Origin of the sequence: Saccharomonospora cyanea NA-134, assembly GCF_000244975.1 — a bacterium.
Classification (GTDB): Bacteria; Actinomycetota; Actinomycetes; order Mycobacteriales; family Pseudonocardiaceae; genus Saccharomonospora; species Saccharomonospora cyanea.
Genome location: NZ_CM001440.1, coordinates 4,923,057 through 4,943,617, shown reverse-complemented (window position 1 = coordinate 4,943,617; position 20,561 = coordinate 4,923,057). Strand labels below are relative to the sequence as shown.

16 protein-coding genes and 1 tRNA gene are annotated in these 20,561 nt (G+C 69.8%); 14 read left to right on the top strand and 3 right to left on the bottom strand.

Going from position 1 to position 20,561, the window contains the following annotated elements:
• Window positions 1-2: 2 nt before the first annotated feature.
• The gene (locus SACCYDRAFT_RS23045) at window positions 3-752 is read right to left on the bottom strand and encodes an SDR family NAD(P)-dependent oxidoreductase (protein WP_043536835.1); all 750 of its coding nucleotides are present in this window, start codon (window positions 750-752) and stop codon (window positions 3-5) included.
• Between the two features lie 210 nt (window positions 753-962).
• Here SACCYDRAFT_RS23045 and SACCYDRAFT_RS23040 point away from each other — a divergent pair, with 210 nt between their 5' ends.
• The 7 genes from SACCYDRAFT_RS23040 to SACCYDRAFT_RS23010 all read left to right on the top strand — a co-directional run bounded on the left by SACCYDRAFT_RS23040 (window position 963) and on the right by SACCYDRAFT_RS23010 (window position 5,624).
• Window positions 963-2,153, top strand: a complete 1,191-nt coding sequence (locus tag SACCYDRAFT_RS23040; RefSeq protein ID WP_005459873.1) for a TadA family conjugal transfer-associated ATPase — start codon at window positions 963-965, stop codon at window positions 2,151-2,153.
• The gene (locus SACCYDRAFT_RS23035) at window positions 2,147-2,968 is read left to right on the top strand and encodes a type II secretion system F family protein (RefSeq protein WP_005459872.1); all 822 of its coding nucleotides are present in this window, start codon (window positions 2,147-2,149) and stop codon (window positions 2,966-2,968) included. The genes SACCYDRAFT_RS23040 and SACCYDRAFT_RS23035 overlap by 7 nt, the downstream gene beginning before the upstream one ends.
• 182 nt (window positions 2,969-3,150) lie before the next feature.
• The gene (locus tag SACCYDRAFT_RS23030) at window positions 3,151-3,600 is read left to right on the top strand and encodes a type II secretion system F family protein (protein ID WP_005459870.1); all 450 of its coding nucleotides are present in this window, start codon (window positions 3,151-3,153) and stop codon (window positions 3,598-3,600) included.
• A 32-nt stretch (window positions 3,601-3,632) separates the two neighbouring features.
• Window positions 3,633-3,812: a DUF4244 domain-containing protein gene (locus tag SACCYDRAFT_RS23025; protein WP_005459868.1), complete on the top strand. Its 180-nt coding sequence runs from the start codon at window positions 3,633-3,635 to the stop codon at window positions 3,810-3,812.
• On the top strand, window positions 3,813-4,193 hold the full coding sequence (locus SACCYDRAFT_RS23020) for a TadE family type IV pilus minor pilin (RefSeq protein WP_005459866.1): 381 nt from the start codon (window positions 3,813-3,815) through the stop codon (window positions 4,191-4,193).
• Entirely contained in the window at window positions 4,180-4,611 is a 432-nt protein-coding gene (locus SACCYDRAFT_RS23015; protein WP_005459864.1) for an Rv3654c family TadE-like protein, read from the top strand. Before SACCYDRAFT_RS23020 ends, SACCYDRAFT_RS23015 begins: the two co-directional genes overlap by 14 nt.
• 365 nt (window positions 4,612-4,976) lie before the next feature.
• A complete protein-coding gene (locus SACCYDRAFT_RS23010) occupies window positions 4,977-5,624 on the top strand; it encodes a bifunctional DNA primase/polymerase (protein ID WP_005459863.1) in 648 nt (215 codons plus the stop codon).
• On the opposite strand, the gene SACCYDRAFT_RS23005 is transcribed toward SACCYDRAFT_RS23010, so the two are convergent.
• Window positions 5,588-7,987, bottom strand: coding sequence for a DEAD/DEAH box helicase (locus tag SACCYDRAFT_RS23005; protein WP_005459861.1), 2,400 nt, complete (start codon window positions 7,985-7,987; stop codon window positions 5,588-5,590). The genes SACCYDRAFT_RS23010 and SACCYDRAFT_RS23005 overlap by 37 nt on opposite strands.
• A gap of 335 nt (window positions 7,988-8,322) precedes the next feature.
• Between SACCYDRAFT_RS23005 and SACCYDRAFT_RS23000 the strand changes: the two genes are divergently transcribed.
• From SACCYDRAFT_RS23000 to SACCYDRAFT_RS22975, 6 genes are all read left to right on the top strand, one after another.
• A complete protein-coding gene (locus tag SACCYDRAFT_RS23000; protein ID WP_005459859.1) occupies window positions 8,323-10,608 on the top strand; it encodes a sodium-translocating pyrophosphatase in 2,286 nt (761 codons plus the stop codon).
• A 170-nt stretch (window positions 10,609-10,778) separates the two neighbouring features.
• A complete protein-coding gene (locus SACCYDRAFT_RS22995) occupies window positions 10,779-11,411 on the top strand; it encodes a hypothetical protein (protein ID WP_005459857.1) in 633 nt (210 codons plus the stop codon).
• A 292-nt stretch (window positions 11,412-11,703) separates the two neighbouring features.
• The gene (gene topA, locus SACCYDRAFT_RS22990; RefSeq protein WP_005459856.1) at window positions 11,704-14,466 is read left to right on the top strand and encodes a type I DNA topoisomerase; all 2,763 of its coding nucleotides are present in this window, start codon (window positions 11,704-11,706) and stop codon (window positions 14,464-14,466) included.
• Window positions 14,467-14,637: 171 nt separating this feature from the next.
• A complete protein-coding gene (locus SACCYDRAFT_RS22985; RefSeq protein WP_005459855.1) occupies window positions 14,638-15,150 on the top strand; it encodes a hypothetical protein in 513 nt (170 codons plus the stop codon).
• 118 nt (window positions 15,151-15,268) lie between these two features.
• Window positions 15,269-17,356, top strand: coding sequence for a bifunctional MFS transporter/dTMP kinase (locus SACCYDRAFT_RS22980; protein WP_005459854.1), 2,088 nt, complete (start codon window positions 15,269-15,271; stop codon window positions 17,354-17,356).
• A complete protein-coding gene (locus SACCYDRAFT_RS22975) occupies window positions 17,353-18,573 on the top strand; it encodes a DNA polymerase III subunit delta' (RefSeq protein WP_005459853.1) in 1,221 nt (406 codons plus the stop codon). Before SACCYDRAFT_RS22980 ends, SACCYDRAFT_RS22975 begins: the two co-directional genes overlap by 4 nt.
• A gap of 86 nt (window positions 18,574-18,659) precedes the next feature.
• Here the strand turns inward: SACCYDRAFT_RS22975 and SACCYDRAFT_RS22970 are convergent, their stop codons facing one another.
• Entirely contained in the window at window positions 18,660-20,339 is a 1,680-nt protein-coding gene (locus tag SACCYDRAFT_RS22970; protein ID WP_005459852.1) for a hypothetical protein, read from the bottom strand.
• A 134-nt stretch (window positions 20,340-20,473) separates the two neighbouring features.
• Between SACCYDRAFT_RS22970 and SACCYDRAFT_RS22965 the strand changes: the two genes are divergently transcribed.
• Window positions 20,474-20,547, top strand: a tRNA-Thr gene (locus tag SACCYDRAFT_RS22965).
• Window positions 20,548-20,561 lie beyond the last annotated feature (14 nt).

The following is a 20,561-nucleotide window of genomic DNA, read 5'->3' as shown; positions in this document are numbered from 1 at the left end:
GCTCAGGCGGAGAAACCGCCGTCCACGCTGATCGCCGTTCCGGTCACGTAACGGCCACCGTCACCGGCGAGGAACGACACGGCCGCGGCGATCTCGCCCGGCGAGGCGTAGCGGCCCAGAGCGGTGAACGAGTTGATCGCCTCCGCGTTGGGACCGCTCGCCGGGTTCGTGTCGGTGTCGGTGGGGCCGGGGTGCACCACGTTCACCGTGATGCCGCGGGGGCCGAGTTCCCGCCCGAGTCCCTTGGCCAGCCCGACGAGAGCGGCCTTGCTCGCCGAGTACAGGGAGAATCCGGGGAAGACCGCGCGCTCGGCCACGTTGCTCCCGATGCTGACGATCCGGCCGCCGTCACGCATGTGCTCCAGTGCAGCCTTCGCCGCCGCGAACGGAGCGCGCACGTTGACGGCCATGGTGCGGTCGAAGTCGTCCAGCGTGAGCTCGTCGAGCGGCGCGACCAGGAACTCGCCCGCGTTGTTCACGAGGACGTCGATCCCGCCGAGCACGTTCACCGTGCGCGCCACGGCGGCCTCGATCGCGCCGGGCTCACCGCTGTCGGCCTGCACGGCCAACGCGCGTCGCCCGGTCGCTTCGACGGCGTGCACGACCTCACGCGCCTTGTCCTCACCGTTTCGGTACGTGATGGCGACGTCGAACCCGTCCGAAGCCAGGCGGAGAGCGGTCGCCGCGCCGATTCCCCTGCTGCCGCCGGTGACGAGAGCGACCCCTGCGGAGTGTGCCGAATGTTCGTTCATGGCAACGAGTCTGCTCATCGGGAAAGTCCGCCACCGGCGGAAAACCGACGTGGCGTTGGTACGCGACGGCGCCGCTCGCGACGGAGTTGTCCACAGGGGACGAGTTGTCCACAGCCGGGAGGGCCGGTCGTTGTGGGTGTGGACTCGGGAGCGGGATCGTTGCCGAGTGGTCGGGTGCGCTGCTCGAACACGAACCGAGGAGGGGGAGAGATGAGTACCGATCTCGTCGAACGGGTCAAGGCCAGGCTGGCCGGTACCCAGAGCGTCACGGACCCACGTGCCGTCGCCGACGCCGTGCGAGCGGAGGCGGGCGGCGTCGCGGGACACCTCGACATACTGGCCGCGCTGAAACTGTTGGACGACGAGCTTGTCGGTGTGGGGCCGTTGGAACGGCTCCTCGCGGCGCCCGACGTCACCGACATACTCGTGACCGCGCCCGACCAGGTGTGGGTCGACGGTCCCGACGGGCTGCGTCGCACCGACGTGCGGTTCCCCGGCGAGGACGCCGTACGCAGACTCGCGCAGCGGCTGGCGCTCGCGGCGGGACGCAGACTCGACGACGCTCAGCCCTTTGTGGACGGTTGGTTGCCGGGCAGCGGCCCGGAGGGAAGGATCCGGCTGCACGCCGTGTTGCCCCCGGTCGCGGCCGAGGGCACGTGCCTGTCGCTGCGGGTGCTGCGACCCGCGAAGCACGACCTGCGCTCCCTGCGAAGGCTCGGCACCGTGGACGACGCCGGGCTCGCGCTCCTGGAAGCCATCGTGTCCGCCCGGTTGGCCTTCCTGGTGTCGGGGGCCACGGGCTCGGGCAAGAGCACACTGCTGGCCGCGCTGCTCGGAGCCGTCGATCCCGCCGAGCGGGTGGTGTGTGTGGAGGATGTCGGCGAGCTCCAACCCGATCACCCGCAGTTCGTCCGTCTCGTGGCGAGGCCGCCCAACGTGGAGGGCTCGGGAGAGGTGACGCTACGGGAGCTAGTCCGTCAGGCACTTCGCATGAGACCCGACCGCCTCGTCGTCGGTGAGGTCAGGGGCCGCGAGGTCGTGGAGCTGCTCACGGCGCTGAACACCGGCCACGACGGTGGTGCGGGCACGTTGCATGCCAACGCGCCCGCCGAAGTGCCCGCCCGGCTGGAAGCCCTCGCCGCCCTCGGGGGCCTGCCCCGTGAGGCCCTGCACAGCCAGTTGGCGGCCGCCGTGCAGATCGTCCTGCACATGCGTCGCACACCGTCGGGCCGTAGAGAGCTCGCCGAGATCGGCTTGGTACGGCGCGAGGCCGGCGTGGTGCGGGTGGAAACCGCGTGGCAGCCGGGGGAGCGGTTGAGGCGCGACTCCGCTCTCACCACCGCGCTCCTGTCGCGACGGAACTCGCCGCGCCCGACGGTCGGCGGAGTGACACCGTGTTGATTCCGGCGTTGACGGTCGTGGTCGTCGGCCTGCTGCTGTGGCCGTCGAGGGCCGTGGGGCAGCGGCTCGCCACCCTGGCGCCCAGTCAGCCCGGAGGCCGCGTGGGCGTGCGCTGGCGCGATCGCCGCGCCGTCGTGGCCCTGACGGTGTTGTCGGGCGCCGGTTCCGCCCTCACCGCAGGGGTGCTCGTCACGGTGGCGTGCGGTCTGCTCGTGGCCGCGTTCCTGCTGCATCGGCGTACTCGGGTGCGCGCACAAGCCACTGTCGACGACCTGGACCACCTGACATCGGCTCTCCACGGCATGGTGGTGGAGCTGCGGGCGGGTTCCCACCCCGTGTCGGCCGTGGACACGGTGGCGAGGGAGGCACCGCCCGGCCTCGCGGGACGCCTTCGTGCTCTCGCCGCGTCCGTAAGGCTGCACGGAAGCCCGGACACCGCTGCGAACGCGAGCAGTTCGGGGCGAGAGCCCGCACACCTCGAACGCGTGGTGGCCCAGGTCAGCGCGGCGTGGTCGTTGGCGGCTCGGCACGGCGTGCCGCTGGCCGACATTCTCGGTGCGGTACATCGAGACGTGGAGTCCACCGCCCGAGCGGCACGGCAGCTCGATGCGAGGCTGGCCGGCGCGAGAGCCGGATCGGCCGTGCTGGCGTTGCTTCCCCTGGCCGGTCTCGTCCTCGGTGAGGTCATGGGAACCGCACCCGTGGGAGTGCTGACCGGCACACCGGGCGGTGCGACGGTGTTCGCCGTGGGCGCCGGTCTGCTCCTTGCCGGTGTCGCTTGGACGTCGCGGCTGACGGGACGGGTGCTTCCGTGAGTACCACCGGTGCAGCTGTTCTCGCTGCGGTGGCGATGCTGCTCGTGCCACCGGCGCCGGCCGCAAGGCTCCGTGCCCTCGCCCGGACGGCTCCGGCGGTCGCCACACCAGCGGCCCGCTGTTGGGGGAGTCGGCTCCTACCTCCATGGCGGGCACCTGACAGGGGATGGCCCGGCCGTGCGGTGGCGGATTCCGCGACCGATTCGGCACTGGCGCTCGATCTGCTGGGCGCGTGCCTGTCGGCCGGTATCCCGGTGCCGACAGCAGCGGAGGCGGTCGCGGGTGTGGCTGTCGGTTCCGTCGGCGGCGTGTTGCGGGACGCCGCTCATGCTCTGGCACTCGGCGCGAGCCCGGAGTCGGCGTGGCAGCGAGCTCGGGAACATCCGGACACCGCAGACCTGGCTCGTGCGGCGTGCCGCACTGCCTCGTCCGGCAGCGCGCTTGCCACCCAGGCCTCCGCGCTCGCCGAGCGAATCAGGCGTGCCGAGGCAGACCGGATCGAAGCCCGAGCGCAGCAGACGAGCGTCCTGGTCGCCGGACCGCTCGGACTGTGCTTCCTACCGGCGTTTCTCTGTCTGGGGGTGATCCCGGTCGTTCTCGGCCTCGCCAGCCGCCTGAACGTTCTGCCGTGACCAGTAAAGACCCACCGGAAAGGACTTACCCGATGTTGAAACGGCTTCTCGCGTCCAACTCGGCCGACGACGGCATGACCACGGCCGAGTACGCGGTCGGGACGATCGCCGCGGCGGCGCTTGCTGCGGTGCTGTACGTGGTGCTCACAGGCGATTCGGTCGAGGACCACCTGACCTCGCTCGTGGAGCAGGCGATCTCCGTGGACCTCTAGATGCGCAACGGGCCAATGAGCGACGACCGCGGTGCCGTGACCGTGGAGGCAGCGATCGCGGTCTGTGCCCTCGTCGCCGTGTTCGGCCTCGTCCTTGCCGGGGTGGCGGCGGTCGTCGACCAGATGCGCTGCACGGACGCCGCCACCCAGGCCGCTCGGATGCTTGCTCGGGGCACACCGGCCTCGGCGGCAGAACGACTGGTCGACGCGACGGCGCCGGAGGGAGCGACGATGACCGTCGACCGAGTTGGGGGAGCCGTGGTGGTGCGGGTGAGTGTCCGCCCGGCCGGTGGCCTGTTGCCGGGAGTCGTGGCGCGGGCCGAAGCGCGTGCCGAACTGGAACCCGGTGTGGTGGGGGAGGTCGGCGATGCTCCGCCGTGACGACCACGCCGTTCGCTGTGGTGGCCAGGCCACCTGCCGTGAAAGTGACACGGGGGTGGCCGCCGTGTGGGCCGCGTGCGTGGTCGCGGCGCTGCTTGCTCTTGCCGGCCTGCTGTGGACTTTGGGGGGTGTACTGGTTGTCAGACAGCGGGTGGCGGGCGCCGCCGACCTGGCGGCTCTCGCGGCGGCCGGTCACGCCGTCATGGGGGAGGAGCGGGCCTGCGCGCACGCCGAGGAGGTCGCACACGCGATGGCAGCGTGGGTGTCCGGGTGCCGGCTGCGGGGCTGGGATGCGCTGGTGGTCGTTCACTCCGAGATGCGCGGGCCGATCGGTTTGGGCGGCACGGTGACGGCCCGCGCCCGTGCCGGCCCGGTCGGTGAGACGTGGGAGTTCCAGGAGCCGAGCGGCGGCCGGTGAGCTGGGCGGCCGAACGTTCACCGGCGCACTCCGACAGGTCGGTCGGTGCGCGACCCCGACGAGCAGCGGTCGATTACAAGCGACGAACGGTACTACAACATGCACTCCGCGAGTGCCGAACGGAAGTCGGGGTGGCCGGGAACCGCCTCCGAGGGGATGCGGAAGCAAGGGGAAACGCGAGGGAGGGCGACGACCGGTTGCCCGTCCGGGTCGGCTGCTTCGCCCCGCATGTTGGTGTTTTGCTCACTCGTCGTTCACTCGACGCCGGTCGCCGAGCCAGTGCTTCCCGCATCCTGCAAGTTGCCGTTGAGTGAGATGCGACACCACGACCAACGGCGGTCACCCCGAGGAGGCCTGAGTACGACATGTTGGACACCGAATGGCCGGATAGCTGGCGTGCTGCCTTTCGCATCGAGTTGAGGGCGGAGGCCATCGGCCTCGCCTGGCGCGGTTGGCCGGTGATTCCGGGTACGTACCCGGACGCCGACCCCACCGGGGCGTCGAACACCACGCCGATGTGGACGAGGCCGACTCCTGCCCACAGTGACTGGAAACGTCGGATCGGCGCCCATCCGCAGCAGGTCGCCGCATGGTGGACCGGACGGCCGTACAGTCTCCTGGTCGCCACCGGAACGCTTGTGGACGCCCTCGAGGTCGACGACCGGACCGGACGGCGCGCCGCGGTGTTGCTGAGGGCGACGGGACAGCCCGCTCCGATCGTGGCGATGCCGAACGGCCGCTGGCTTTTCCTTACCGCGGCTGCCGACAGGCTTCCCCGTGTGTTGTCCGAAGCGGAGAGCGTCGAGTGGCACGGCGAGGACAGCTGGGTGCCGCTTCCGCCGACGCCGTTCCACCACGGTGTCGTGCACTGGCGGGTCAAGCCCGACGTCTGGGGTTGGAAGCTTCCCCGCCCCGAGGTCGTGCACGACGTCCTCGTGAGAGCGTTGCGCGAGGAGCCGGTCCCGCAGGCGGAGGTTCACCGAGTGTCGCCCGTTGAGCCTTCGGCGGCCTGATCCTCAGCGTGGTCGTGTCCGGTCGCTGCCCCGACCGCGGCCAGGACGATGTCCAACACGGCCACCGCCCCCGCCTTGTCCAGCGGTTCGTTGCCGTTCCCGCACTTGGGCGACTGGACGCAGGACGGGCACCCCGCCGGGCACTCGCAGGAGATGACAGCCTCCCGCGTCGCGGTGAGCCAGGGGACGAAGGCGGCGTAACCACGGTCGGCGAAACCCGCGCCACCGGGGTGACCGTCGTGTACGAACACCGTTGCCTCCCCGGTGTCTGCGTGCACTGCGGTGGAAACGCCACCGATGTCCCACCGGTCACACGTCGCGAACAGCGGTAGCAGGCCGATCGCCGCGTGCTCGGCGGCATGCAGGGCGCCGGGGACGCGCGCCGGTTCCACACCGGCGCCCCCCGGCTCCTTGTGTGTACCGCACAGCAGTTGCGCGTCGATCGTGTACCACACCGCGCGGGTGTGCAGCACCTGCTCGGGCAGGTCGAGCGGGACGTGGTCCAGCACCTCCCCGGACGGCAGCCGACGCAGGTACCCGACGACCCGCGATGTCACCGCCACGTGCCCGAGGTTCACCGTCACCCCGCCGTAGGTGCGTCTCTCCACGGTGTCCAGCACCTCGATGTCAGCGGCCTCCCTGGCCGAGGTGGTCCACTCCGGGTCTTCGGCGTGGACGAACGCGATGCCCTGCTCCAGGTCCAGTTCATCCACCACATAGGACTCACCACGGTGCAGGTACACCGCACCGGGATGGACGGTCCCGCACGCCGACGATCCGTCGACGGTGCCGAGCAGCCGTGACGTGTCGGACTCCACGACGGCGATCTGCTCGACACCCGCGCCGCGAATGTCTACATCGGAATGTGGTCGGTCCCTGGCCGTCCAGTACCAGCCGCTCGGCCTTCGTCGTAGCAACGAATCCGCCACGAGCCCGTCCAGCACCGCTCTCGCCGCGTCACCGCCGAAGTCGCCGAGCTCACTCGATCTGAGCGCCGACTCCGCCGCTGCGCAGGCGAGGTGGGGTGCCAGTACGTAAGGGTTGGTGGGATCGAGCACGGCCGCCTCGACGGGCCGTTCCAGCAGAGCCTTCGGGTGGTGTGCGAGATAGGTGTCGAGCGGATCGTCACGGGCCACGAACACCACGAGAGCGTCGTCCCCGGCGCGACCGGCACGGCCGGACTGCTGCCAGAACGAGGCCAGTGTGCCCGGATAACCGGCGAGCACCACGGCATCCAGTCCGGAGATGTCCACCCCGAGCTCCAACGCGTTCGTGGTGGCGACTCCGAGCAGCCTGCCGCCGAGCAGTGCGGACTCCAACTCGCGACGTTCCTCCGGCAGGTATCCCGCACGGTAGGCGGCCACCTTGTCGGCCAGTTCAGGAGCCACCTCCGCGAGGATGCGCCTGGCACCGAGCGCGGTCAGTTCCGCGCCTCTTCGTGACCGCACGAACGCCAATGTCCGCGCGCCCTCGATGACGAGTTCGGCGAGGATGCGGGCTGCCTCGGCGCCCGCGGAGCGTCGCACGGGGGCGTCGTGCTCGCCCGTCAGCTCTTCCAGCAGCGGTGGCTCCCACAGCGCCACCGTCCGTGCGCCGTGCGGCGAGGCGTCGTCGGTGACGGCGACGCAGTCGGCTCCGACCAGGCGCGTCGCGAACTCCGCGGGGTCCGCCGTGGTGGCCGAGGCGAGCACGAAGACGGGATCGGCTCCGTAGCGCCTGCTGATGCGCCGGAGCCGTCGCAGCAGCAGAGCGACATGGGACCCGAACACGCCTCGGTAGCCGTGGCACTCGTCCACGACGACATAGGAGAGACCCCGGAAGAACCGCGCCCAGCGTGGGTGCGCGGGCAGCACACCCCGGTGCAGCATGTCGGGGTTCGAGAAAACCCAGCGCGCGTGGTCTCTCACCCAGGCGCGTTCACTCTGCGGAGTGTCTCCGTCGTAGCGCGCGGGCCGGACACCCTCGACGTCCATGTCGGACACAGACCGTAGTTGGTCGCCTGCGAGTGCCTTGGTGGGTGACAGGTAGAGGGCGGTCGCCTTACTGTCCGTCGCCAGAGTGGACAGCACGGGCAACTGGTAGGCCAGCGACTTCCCGGACGACGTACCCGTGGCGACGACGACGTTGCGGCCGGACCGGGCGAGCGAGGCCGCTTCGACCTGGTGGTTCCACGGCTTGTCCACCCCGGACGCTCTGAGAGCGTCCAGTACGGTGCCGGGCACCCAGTCCGGCCAGTCGGTGAAGCGGGCATCCCTCGCGGGCAGGTCGGCGATATGGGTGACGGGATACCTCTCCTCGGGAACCCCGGCCGTCGCGCGGGTCAGCAGGTGGCGGGCCCGCGAGCCGGTCGCGTCGCGGGTCACGATCGGTCACCGGGACACGAACGGGTGCGCGAGTCGCTGACCGTACTCACCACCTCGACACGAATTTGTCGACTTGTCACCCGGTAGCTCACCTTCAAAGCTTCGCACACACCGACGATGTGACTGTTGGCACACCACTTGAGTGATCAGATTCACAATACGTCCACCCGTATGCGACCTGGGTCACTGTTGCCCGAGTGGGCTCTACTACCAATAGACTCCGCCGAACAACACAAATAGTGGTGTAAATCCCACTGTCAGCGTCGGCACACTGGTCGGCCTTCGGCCGCGGAGGACCGGCGCGGGCAACAGGCGACGTCTCAGGAGGACAACGAATGTCCCGGCAATTCCTCGCGGAGAGCTCTCTGGAGCTTTCCGGGGGTGACTACGGCATCGTCGCCGTGGTCGCCGTGGTCGCCCTCGCAGCACTGGTCATCGGTTATCTCCTGCTCAAGGAAGTGCTGGCCGCGGGCCAGGGCACCCAGAAGATGCAGGAGATCGCCAAGGCCGTGCAGGAAGGTGCGGCTGCCTATCTGAACCGACAGCGGAACACGCTCGCCGTCTTCGGCGTGATCGTGTTCCTCCTGCTGCTCGTCCTGCCAGCCGAGAACATCGGCGAGCGGATCGGGCGGTCGGTGTTCTTCCTCGTCGGTGCGGCGTTCTCGTTCTTCATCGGCTACCTCGGGATGTGGTTGGCCACGAGAGCGAACCTGCGGGTCGCGGCGGCGGCGAGAGAGCCCGCCGGCCGGGAGAAGGCCATGCGCATCGCCTTCCGCACCGGTGGTGTGGTCGGCATGTTCACGGTCGGGCTCGGGTTGTTCGGCGCGTCGGTGGTGGTGCTGGTCTACACCGGACAGGCGCCGAAGGTCCTGGAGGGCTTCGGTTTCGGTGCGGCCCTCATCGCGATGTTCATGAGGGTCGGTGGCGGAATCTTCACCAAGGCCGCCGACGTCGGTGCCGACCTCGTCGGCAAGGTGGAGCAGAACATCCCGGAGGACGATCCCCGCAACGCCGCGACGATCGCCGACAACGTCGGCGACAACGTGGGCGACTGCGCGGGAATGGCCGCGGACCTGTTCGAGTCGTACGCCGTGACGCTCGTCGCGGCGTTGATCCTGGGCAGTGCCGCGTTCGCGACCACCGGCCACGGGCTCGTGTTCCCGTTGATCATTCCCGCCATCGGCGTCATCACCGCGGTCATCGGCATCTACATCACCAGGGCGCGTGCGGGGGAGAGCGGACTGACGACCATCAACCGCTCCTTCTACATCTCCGCGACCATCTCGGCGGTGTTGTCGGCCGTCGCGGCGTTCGTGTTCCTGCCGAGTTCGTTCGACGGCGCCGACGGCAACCCCGCCGTGATCGCGACCGTTTCGGTGATCATCGGCATCGTGCTCGCGGGCGTCATCCTGTGGCTCACCGGCTACTACACGGGTACCGAGCACAAGCCGGTGAAGGACGTGGGCAAGACGTCGGAAACAGGCCCGGCCACGGTGATCCTGTCGGGCATCTCGGTCGGTTTCGAGTCGGCGGTGTTCACGGCACTGGTCGTGGGCGCGGCGGTGTTCGGCGCCTACCTGCTCGGTGGTTCGGTGGCGCTGTTCGCCGTGGCGCTGGCGGGTACGGGGTTGCTCACCACGGTGGGCGTCATCGTCGCGATGGACACCTTCGGCCCGGTCTCGGACAACGCGCAGGGCATCGCGGAGATGTCCGGCGACCTGAGCGAGGGCGAGGGCGCCCAGATCCTCACCGAGCTCGACGCGGTGGGCAACACCACCAAGGCGATCACCAAGGGCATCGCGATCTCGACGGCGGTGCTGGCGGCGACCGCGTTGTTCGGATCCTACTCCGCCGCGATCCGCGAGGCGCTCGTCGACGCGCAGGCCACGCTCGACGAGGTGGGCAGCTCGTTCGCCGACAACATCATCTCCCCGAACACGCTGGTCGGAGTCATCATCGGAGCAGCGGTGGTGTTCCTGTTCTCCGGTCTCGCGGTCAACGCGGTGTCGCGGGCGGCCGGTGCGGTGGTGTACGAGGTGCGCCGCCAGTTCCGGACGATTCCGGGGATCATGGAGGGCACGACGCGGCCGGAGTACGGCAAGGTCGTGGACATCGTCACCCGCGACTCGCTGCGGGAGCTGGCCACCCCCGGCCTGCTGGCGGTGTTCGCACCGATCGCCGTGGGGTTCGGGCTCGGCACCGGTGCGCTGGCGGGCTACCTCGGCGGCGCGATCGCGACGGGCATGTTGATGGCCGTCTTCCTGGCCAACTCGGGTGGTGCGTGGGACAACGCCAAGAAGTTGGTGGAGGACGGGCACCACGGTGGCAAGAACTCCGAGGCGCATGCGGCCACCGTCATCGGCGACACGGTCGGCGACCCGTTCAAGGACACCGCGGGTCCGGCGATCAACCCGTTGCTCAAGGTCATGAACCTGGTGTCGTTGCTCATCGCGCCCGCCGTCGTGAGCCTGTCGGTGGGTGAGAACGCGTCGACGCCGTTCAGGCTGGCCATCGCGATCGTCTCGGTGCTGGTCATCGTGGCGGCGATCGTGGTGTCCAAGAGGCGGGCGTCCGCGATGAACGACACGCCCGCGACGGAGAGCGATCCGGCGAACGCCTAGGTCGTCGGGCGGTCGTCGGGCGGTCGTCGGGCGGTCGTCAGGTGGTCGACGGGCCGGGCCGGGGCAGGAGCGCAGCTTCGAAGAACCCCGGCCCGGCCCGGGCGTGTCGTGGGGTAGTCGTGACGCCCTAGAGTGCAGTCGTCGGGCCCCGTTCGCTTCGGAGGTGTGGTGTGCACCGGTTCAAGGGCAGGGTCGGTCTGTGCGCGATGGTCGCGTTGGGTGTCGTCACCGCCTGTGGCGGCTCGCCCGATCCGGCACGACCGGCAGGGGAGAAGCAACAGGAGCAGCAGGCGGCGTCGCGTTCCGGTGAGGCGTCGCCCGGTGAGGACAGAGCTGTCACGTGGGCCAACGACTACTGCGGGGCGGTTTCCGAACTCGTTCGGTCGGTCTCCGAGATGCCGATCATCGACGCGAGCAGCCCCCGTAGAGCGTCCGAAACCTCCGGCGAGTTGCTGAAGGTGATGGTCGGGGGTCTCGACCGCACTCTCGACCGCCTCGACAACCTCGGGGCGCCGCCGGTGGACGGTGCCGAACGCGTGCGCCGCGACGCTGTGGCCACGTATGCGGACATCCGTGAGCACGCCCAGGCCGCCCTGAGCGAACTGAGTGCTGCCGAGGGGCCCGAAGCCAGCCGGGACGCGGTGAGTTCGGTGCGGAAGCCGCTCGACGACCTCGGTGGTGTCGACCTGCTCGCGGGCTTCGACACGGTACCGGCCCTCCAGGAGGCGAGCAGGCAGGCTCCGGCCTGCCGGACGCTCACCGACGCGGACCCGGATCCCCGGATCGACTCGCCGGGTTCCTGAATCCGGTCGTTTCTCCGGACCCGCCTGGGGAACCCGTGTCCGTGCACGCCGCGAGGCGACAGCCCGGGTGATTTCTACGAAGAGTGCTCGGCCCGTCACCCAGTGCCCCCGGGATAAGCGGGCGGCGTGTCACGTGCTAGGTGTGGAAAGGGAGGGGTCGTCGACCTCCGGCCTGGGGCGGGAACGCGCGAGGGGGCCGGTGTGTTGCAGCACCTGAGCGGACAGCGACAGCGCACAGCGTGCACACTGGCTGGTCGAACGAGTGGAATCTTGAGCGAAAGAGCGGGACAGCGTGGCTGGATCGACACGGACGAAGAGAACGGGCGCGAACGGTGACGGTCGCCGGAGACTGGTGATCGTCGAGTCACCGACGAAGGCCCGCAAGATCGCTCCGTATCTCGGCAGCGACTACGTCGTCGAGTCGTCCCGCGGCCACATCCGAGACCTGCCGAGGGGCGCGGCCGACGTGCCCGCCAAGTACAAGGGGCAGTCGTGGGCCCGGCTGGGAGTCGACGTCGACAACGGCTTCGAGCCGCTCTACATCATCACCCCGGACAAGAAGTCCACGGTCAGCGAGCTGAAGAGCCTGCTCAAGGACGTCGACGAGCTGTATCTCGCCACCGACCCCGACCGCGAGGGCGAGGCCATCGCGTGGCACCTGCTCGAAGCGCTCAAGCCGAAGGTGCCGGTGCGCCGCATGGTGTTCCACGAGGTGACCGAACAGGCCATCCGCGCCGCCGCCGAGAGCACTCGTGACCTTGATCCCGACCTGGTGGACGCGCAGGAGACGCGGCGCATCCTCGACCGCCTCTACGGCTACGAGGTTTCACCGGTGTTGTGGAAGAAGGTCATGCCGAAGCTGTCGGCAGGCCGGGTGCAGTCGGTGGCCACCCGCGTGATCGTCGAGCGGGAACGCGAGCGGATGCGGTTCACCTCGGCGTCGTACTGGGACATCTCGGCCGTCATGGACACCGGTGCGGACGGTGGCGACGCGGCTCCGCGGTCCTTCCCGGCTCGGCTCACCTCGGTGGACGGCGCGAGGCTCGCGACAGGTCGCGACTTCGGTCCGGACGGCCGGCTGAAGGAGCAGTCGGCCGAGGTGCGGGTGCTGGACGAGGCCGATGCCACCCGGCTCGCGGAGGCGCTGACCGGCCGTGGGTTCACGGTCACGAGCGTCGAGGAGAAGCCGTACACGCGCAGGCCGTACGCGCCGTTCATGACGTCGACGTTGCAGCAGGAGGCCGGGCGCAAGCTGCGGTTCTCCTCGGAGCGCACGATGCGTGTGGCGCAGCGGCTCTACGAGAACGGCTACATCACGTACATGCGTACCGACTCGACGACGTTGTCGGAGTCGGCGCTGTCGGCGGCGCGCAGTCAGGCCACCGAGTTGTACGGGCGGGAGTACGTCGCGGACAAGCCGCGCCAGTACACGCGCAAGGTCAAGAACGCGCAGGAGGCGCACGAGGCCATCCGGCCCGCGGGCGAGGTGTTCCGCACTCCCGGTGCGGTGGCCGGCGAGCTGGAGACCGACGAGTTCCGGCTCTACGAGCTCATCTGGCAGCGCACCATCGCCTCGCAGATGGCCGACGCCAAGGGCACCACGATGTCGGTGAGGATCACCGGTACCACCGCCGACGGCGAGGAGTGCGTGTTCTCGGCGTCCGGGCGAACGATCACGTTCTCCGGTTTCCTCAAGGCCTACGTCGAGTCGGTGGACGTCGAGGCGGGCGGTGAGGCGGACGACAAGCAGAGCAGGCTGCCGAGGCTGGTCGCCGACCAGTCGCTCACGGCGACCGAGCTCAGCCCCGACTCGCACGCGACGTCGCCGCCGCCGCGCTACAGCGAGCCGAGCCTGGTGAGCAAGCTCGAGGAGCTCGGGATCGGCAGGCCGTCCACGTACGCCTCGATCATCAACACCATCCAGGACCGCGGGTACGTGTGGAAGAAGGGTTCCGCGCTCGTGCCGTCGTGGGTGGCGTTCTCGGTGGTGGGGCTCATGGAGCGACACTTCGAGCGGCTGGTCGACTACGACTTCACCGCCGCGATGGAGGACGAGCTCGACCGCATCGCCGCGGGTAACGAGCAGCGCACCGAATGGCTGTCGCGGTTCTACTTCGGTGGGGAGATGGGGGTCGACGGTTCGATCGGCAGGCTCGGCGGGTTGAAGAAGCTCGTCGGCTCCGGGGTCGAGGACATCGACGCGCGGGAGATCAACTCGATCCCGATGTTCCTCGACAACGACGGCCGTCAGGTCTACGTGCGGGTCGGCCGGTACGGGCCCTACCTGGAACGGGAAGTCGAAGGTGAGTCGCAGCGGGCGAACCTTCCGGAGGACCTCCCGCCGGACGAGCTGACGGTGGAGATCGCGGAGAAGTTGTTCGCGACACCGCAGGAGGGTCGCGTGCTCGGCACCGACCCCGAAAGCGGCCACGAGATCGTCGCCAAGGAGGGCCGCTTCGGGCCGTACGTCACCGAGATCCTGCCCGAGCCGGAGTCCGGCGCCGACGGCAAGAAGGCGAGTAAGGCGAAGAAGCCCAAACCACGGACCGCGTCGCTGTTCAAGTCGATGTCGGTGCAGGACGTGACCCTGGACGACGCGCTCCGGCTGCTGTCACTGCCGCGCGTCGTGGGCACCGACCCGGAGAGCGGTGAGGAGATCACCGCGCAGAACGGTCGTTACGGCCCGTATCTCAAGAAGGGCAAGGACTCGCGGTCGTTGTCGAGCGAGGAGCAGATCTTCGAGATCACACTGGAGGAAGCGCTCAAGATCTACGCCGAGCCGAAGCGGCGGGGACGTCAGGCCGCCGCCAAGCCGCCGTTGAAGGAGCTGGGCGACGACCCGGTGTCGGGCAAGCCGATCGTGGTGAAGGACGGCCGGTTCGGCCCGTACGTCACCGACGGCGAGTACAACGCGTCCCTGCGTAAGTCGGACACGGTGGAGGACCTGACACCGGAGCGGGCTGCCGAGCTGCTCGCCGAGAAGCGGGCCAAGGGCCCCGCGAAGAAGACCACCACGAAGCGCAAGACCGCGTCGGCCGCCAAGTCGAAGAGCTGATCGGGCACCCGCCCGCCCGGCGGGGCCGCGTCGAGTGATCGACATTGCGCTCCAATGGACGGGTGGCGAGGTCGCCGGAGACCGCTACCCTGGTCAACACACGGCACGCGGTGCGACACGGAGCGTGAGGCAACTGTGGCGCACTCGCCCAACCAGACCATGGGAGGACGTGTGGTGGACGCGGACGGTACTCAGGCCCCGGAGCCGCCGAAGCCGTTCAGCGACCCGTTGGGCGGCTCGGCCGAGCGCGGCTCCGCCGACGACGCCCCGAGCGCTGACGCCGCGGGCGGTACCGCGAAGCCGGTCGAGGTGGATCGCGAGGCCGTGCGGCAGTTGGCCAGCGCGCTCGCTGCCGAGAGCGCCGCGGCGAACGCTGGTCCGAACTCAGGGACGAATCCAGGTGCGGACCAGGCGGCCGACGACGAACCGACGGCGGAGATCCCGCCGCAGCGCCCGCCGGCGGTGCGGGCGTCGAAACCCACCCTCCTGGCTCCCATTCTGCGAAGGCGCAGGCCCGCGGGCGGGCAGGCGCCCCGGACGCGGCGCGCGACACCGCAGGTGCGCAAGCCGTCGTCCGGATCGGCGGGGCTGGCGGTGGCCCTCACCCTGATGGTGATCTTCGTGTTGGTCGCCATTCAGTTCGTGGCCAGTTTCGTGGAAAGTGTGACCGGCATTTTCAACTGACCGTGGTTTCAGCACCTTTCGTGCCGAAACGCATACGTGCAGTGACATTCCCGGTTCTCCATCGTGTGTTCTCGGCGCGGCGCTACCCTGAGTGCACGGCAGGGCCGAGTGTTATGGGGTGGGGTCCATCAACGAGTCGCAGCAGGGAGCACGGGACGGCGAGGCGCGGTCCGCCGCGTCCAACGAGGCGTCCACCGTGGGGAGGGTGCGGCGCGTCCTGGCCATCAGGCCGTTCCGGCGGCTCTGGGGTGTCACATATCTGTGCAGCGTGGCCGACTGGCTGTCCCTGCTCGCCCTGACCGGCCTGGTCACCAAACTGACCGACGATTACACGGCCCAGAACTTCGCTTTCGCCGGGATCGTACTGACCCAGTTGCTTCCGGGTCTGCTGTTCGCGCCGCTCGGTGGAATGCTCGCCGATCGTTTCGACCGCCGCAAGATCATGATCATTGCGGACCTCCTGCGTTTCGGCCTGTTGATTTCGATTGCCGTCGTCGGCACCCCCGTGTGGTTGTTCGTCGCCAACTTCCTCGTCGGCTCCGCGGCCATGATGTGGATTCCCTCGAAGGACGCGGCGGTACCCAATCTGCTTCGCAGGCGCGATCAGGTCGAAACGGCGAACCAGCTCGGAATGGTGATGACGTACGGGGTCGCCGTCGTCACCGGCGCCGGTGTCTACGCGATCCTCACCGGTATCCAGACGACGTTCAACCTCCCTCCGGACCTGCTGGGCGAGTTCGGCACAGCCAAGATCGTCGTCGTCATCAACGGACTGCTCTACCTGGCGAGCGCGTTGCTGATCGCGCGTATCCCGGAGCTGTCGCTGCGCAACGTGCACCCGCTGCCGGAGTCGGGCGGCGAGCAGGTGGTGCGCAAGCCGGAGCGCAAGTCGGGTGGGCTCCGCAGCATGGTGCGGGACGGCGTGCAGTTCGTGAAGACCACGCCGCTCATCCGCGGGCTGCTCATCGGCATGGTCGGTGCCTTCGCCGCGGGTGGTGCGGTGATCGGCTCGGCCAAGCCGTACTCGTCGAGCCTCGGAGGCGGTGACGCGGCGTTCGGCCTACTGTTCGTCGCCGTGTTCATCGGCGCGGCCGTCGGCCTGGCGGGTGCCCCGAAACTGGCGCGCAGGCTGCCGCACGAACGGCTGTTCGGCGTCGGCATCGTGGTGGCGGGGCTCGCGCTCGTCGTGGTGGCACTCGCGCCTCATCTCGCGGTGGCGCTCGTGGCGGTGGCGCTCGTGGGCGCGTGCGCGGGCGGTGCGTTCCTCACCGGCATCACGATCATCGGCTCGCAGATCGACGACAGCATCCGCGGCCGGATCAACGCCATCTACCAGTCGTTGTTGAAGATCATCATCTTCGGAACCACCTCGGCCGTCCCCGGCCTGATCGGCCTGGTGAAGCCTCGCAAGGTGATCGTGTGGGGGAACCCGCTCATCATCGACGGAACCCGCCCGGTGCTGCTGGCGGGAGGGTTGCTGGCCGCGCTCGTCGGTGTGATCGCCTACCGGCAGATGGACTCGCGGCGCACCGAGCCGATCTTCGCGGACCTGCGCAACGCCATCCGGCGCCGCCCGCGCCGGGTGAACGGTGTGCTCATCGCACTGGAGGGCACCACGGCGGCCGACACGGAGTCGCAGGCCGCACGCCTCGCCGAGTGGCTCGGCAACGGGCAGCGACCGGTGGTGCTGGCCGCCGACCCGGCACTCGACGACGAACGGTTGACGTCCCTCATCTCCGGAGCCGCCCTCGGCGGGGCGCGTGCCAGGGCGTTGGCCGCGGCGGCGGTGCGTGCCGACATCGTGGAGCGTGACGTCCGGCCCGCTCTCGACCGCGGCGCGATCGTGGTGATGGAGCGGTTCGTGGACACTCCGTTGGCGCACCTGTCCACCATCGCGGAACTGGACGTCGCGGAGCTCGAAGGGCTCACCGACTGGGCCACCGGCAGGCTCCGGCCCGACCTCACGGTGCTGCTCGACGCCGATCCCGGAGAGGGGTCCGCACGGTCCACGAACGCCGCCGAGCACCATTGGAGGGTGCAGGAGATGCTGGCGGAGATGGCGGCCTCCGCTCCGGACCGGTACGTCGTGGTCGACGCCGAGGGCACCGAGGAGGAGGTCGCCGACAGGGTGCGAACGTCGGTGTGGGGTGCGTTGGCCGGGAAGGTCGAGCTGCCACCCGCCGTACAAGAGGTGGCGCAACCGTGACCGGTACCGCCGTGACGGGCGAGCACGTCGGCCGGGTGTGGTCCCAACTGGTCGGTCAGGAGTCGGCTGTGGAGCTGCTGGCTTCGGCGGCGGAGTCGGCGGCCGCGCTCGTGTCCGGCCGCACCGACGACCACGGTTCGATGACACACGCCTGGCTTTTCACCGGCCCGCCGGGTTCGGGAAGGTCGGTGGCGGCCCGCACCTTCGCGGCGGCGTTGCAGTGCACGGTCGACGGCGGCTGTGGTGAGTGCCAGGGCTGCCGCACGACGCTGTCGGGCACGCACGCCGACGTGAAGCTGGTGGTGCCGGAGGGGCTGTCGATCTCCGTGGCCGAAATGCGTGCCCTGGTACAGACGGCTGCCCGCAGGCCCACGACGGGACACTGGCAGATCGTGATCATCGAGGACGCCGACCGGCTCACCGAGGGGGCGTCGAACGCGCTGTTGAAGGCCGTCGAGGAGCCTCCTGACCGGACGGTGTTCCTGTTGTGTGCGCCGTCGGACCACCCGGACGACGTGAGTGTCACCATCCGGTCGAGGTGCCGGCTGGTGAGCCTCCGCACACCGGCCCCGGAGGCGATCGCGACCGTGCTCGCGGAACGCGACGGCATCGACCCGGAGCGGGCACGGTGGGCCGCGGCGGTGTGCGGCGGACATGTCGGGAGGGCCCGGCGACTGGCCACGGACGACAACGCCAGGGCCAGGAGAGCCGCCGTGCTGCGCATCCCCCTCGGGCTGCGGCGCGCCGAGGACGTGTTCCGGTGCGCCGACGAGTTGATCAACACGGCGGAGGCCGACGCCACGGAGGAGAGCAAGGCTCGGGACGAGGCGGAGCAGGACGCGTTGCGCACCGCGATGGGCTCCGGCGGCACCGGCAAGGGAGTCGCGGCGGCCAAGCGCGCAGCCGACGCCGCGGTCCGTGCGCTGGAGAAGCGACAGAAGTCACGGGCCACCAGGACCCAGCGCGACACTCTCGACCTCGCGCTGGTGGACCTCGCGGGGTTCTACCGCGACGTGCTGGTGCAGGTCAGCGGCTCGAACGCCGCACTGATCCATCCCGACTTCGCGGAGCAGTCGGCGGAAGCGGCACGGCAGTGGGGCCCCGTGTCGACGTTGCGACGGCTCGAAGCCGTCCTGTCCTGCCGGGACGCCATCGGCTGGAACGTCAAACCCCGCATCGCCGTGGAGGCGATGCTGACGACCCTCCGCGAAGGCTGACCAGCCCGAACGGCCGTGTCCGCACTTCCCGTACGGCGTTCCGGGGCGCCCGGGCCACCCCGTAGGGCGGAGGTGGCCCGGGCCCGTCACTTCCCTCGGGGGTGGGGTGACGGCCTCACCTGGGCGGGGGCGCGGAGCGGTCGGTTGGGCAGCGCTGCCACCAACACCACACCGACCAGCAGCAACGCGGTTCCGGTCCAGAAAAGCGGGACGGTGGAGTAAGCGGCGTTCGTGTGCGCGAGCGCCGCGGGAACATCGGGCCGGTCATCGGCCACCGGTGGCGCGGCGGGCTCGGTCGGGGCAGCGGGTTCCACCGGTTCGGAACAGTCCACGCCGCCCTCCGGGGCGTACGCGCTCGCGCTCTGCTCACCCAGCGACACCTGGACCAGCGCGGAGGGCAGCTCGGTCGACAGGTCGTCGGGCAGCAGCTTCCTCAGGCGGTCGGTGGGCAGCACGCGCACGTCGAGCAACCGCGCGACCGCCGACACCTGGTGCCCGGCGAACGGCTCGGTCACCGTCTGCGCCTTCTCGTCGAGCTCGGCGATGCTGAGCCGCAGCACACCGATGTCGAGCACGCGTTCGGCCGCCCGCTCGGACAGCGTGGTGATCCCGCCGTCGACCTGCTCGGCCACATCGCCGATCACGGGTGTCTCCTTGACGTCCTCGTACCCGGGGAGGTCCTTCAGCTCGGGCAGCGGGATGCCGACGGGGATGTCGGCGGTCGGGTTGGCCGCGTCCAGCCGGAACAGCGTCCTACCGTTCCGCTCGACGGTCAGGACCGGCGCGGTGTAGTCGACGACGGACGTCTCGGCATCCCCTGTGGACAGCACGCGGAGGGTGGGCTGGCTCGCGACCTTGACGGTGAGCCCGAGTGGTGTCCCCCTCAGGATGTCGATGCGCCCACCCTGGAGTGTGGAGACGGCTTCGACGGCCTTGCGTGTCCCGCCGTCGTCGCCCTCGACGTCCACCAGCCGCACCACCGAGCGGGTCGACAGCGCCTTGTCCACGCTGACGAGGGAACCGCTTCCGTCACCCTCGGACTGCTGTCCCGACAGCAGTCCGCCGAGGTTGGCGAGTGAGCCCGGCATCTCCTCCAGCGCGGCAGCGAGCTCGCCTCCGGCCTTGGCGGCCTGGTTGCTGTCCGGCATCGTGGGGATGGCGTTGACGAGGGACAGGCCCATCACCGACGTGCCGGCGTCGGCGACGATGCCGACACACGGTCCCATGGTCTCGCTCCACCGGGCGTGCGCTCTTCCTCGCAGCGCGCTCAGGCCGACGAGGGGGTTGTCGGGAGCTTCGAGCCCGGTGGAGAGCGCCTTGTCGTTGTCCGGCAACGCCGTCTGTACCGCGGAGCCGGGCGCCTGCGGCGTGTGCCCGGCGACGGAGAGCCCGAACGGTGCCGCCTCGGCGACGGAGCGTTCGTGGGACAGGTACGACTCGCTGTCGGCCCGTGCGTACGACAGGCCGAACCCGCCCTCCAGTGCGGACTGCTTCGGTTGCCCGCGTTCCCCGCCGGGCATGACGGCTTCGGCGTCCATGGCTTCCGGCAGCAGCCGAAGCACCCCCAGCGCGGTCGCCGCCTCCGCCATCACACGCCCCTTCGGCCTGTCCTCCGAGGAGATCGGCGGCTGGCCCTCCTCGGCTGGCACGGGCTCCGGAGTCGTGGGGACGGTCTGCGCGGCGGCAGGCGCGGCCAGGAGCACGAGCAGTGCTGCCGTCGTGGGAAGAGCCAGGAAGCGGGGACAGCTGTGGCGCTTGCGGCGCATGCGAGAGACCCTCCCGATAGCCACTGACCGGCGGGACGGTGCCGGTGTCGTGCCCGGATCAACGACGTCGGCCCCCGCCGGTGACGCCCGAAACCGGATCGCTATACTCGTGAGCAAGCCGGGTACGCCCGCGCGCCGCCTTAGCTCAGTCGGCCAGAGCGGCTCACTCGTAATGAGCAGGTCGGGGGTTCGATTCCCCCAGGCGGCTCCGGAAAAGAGGCC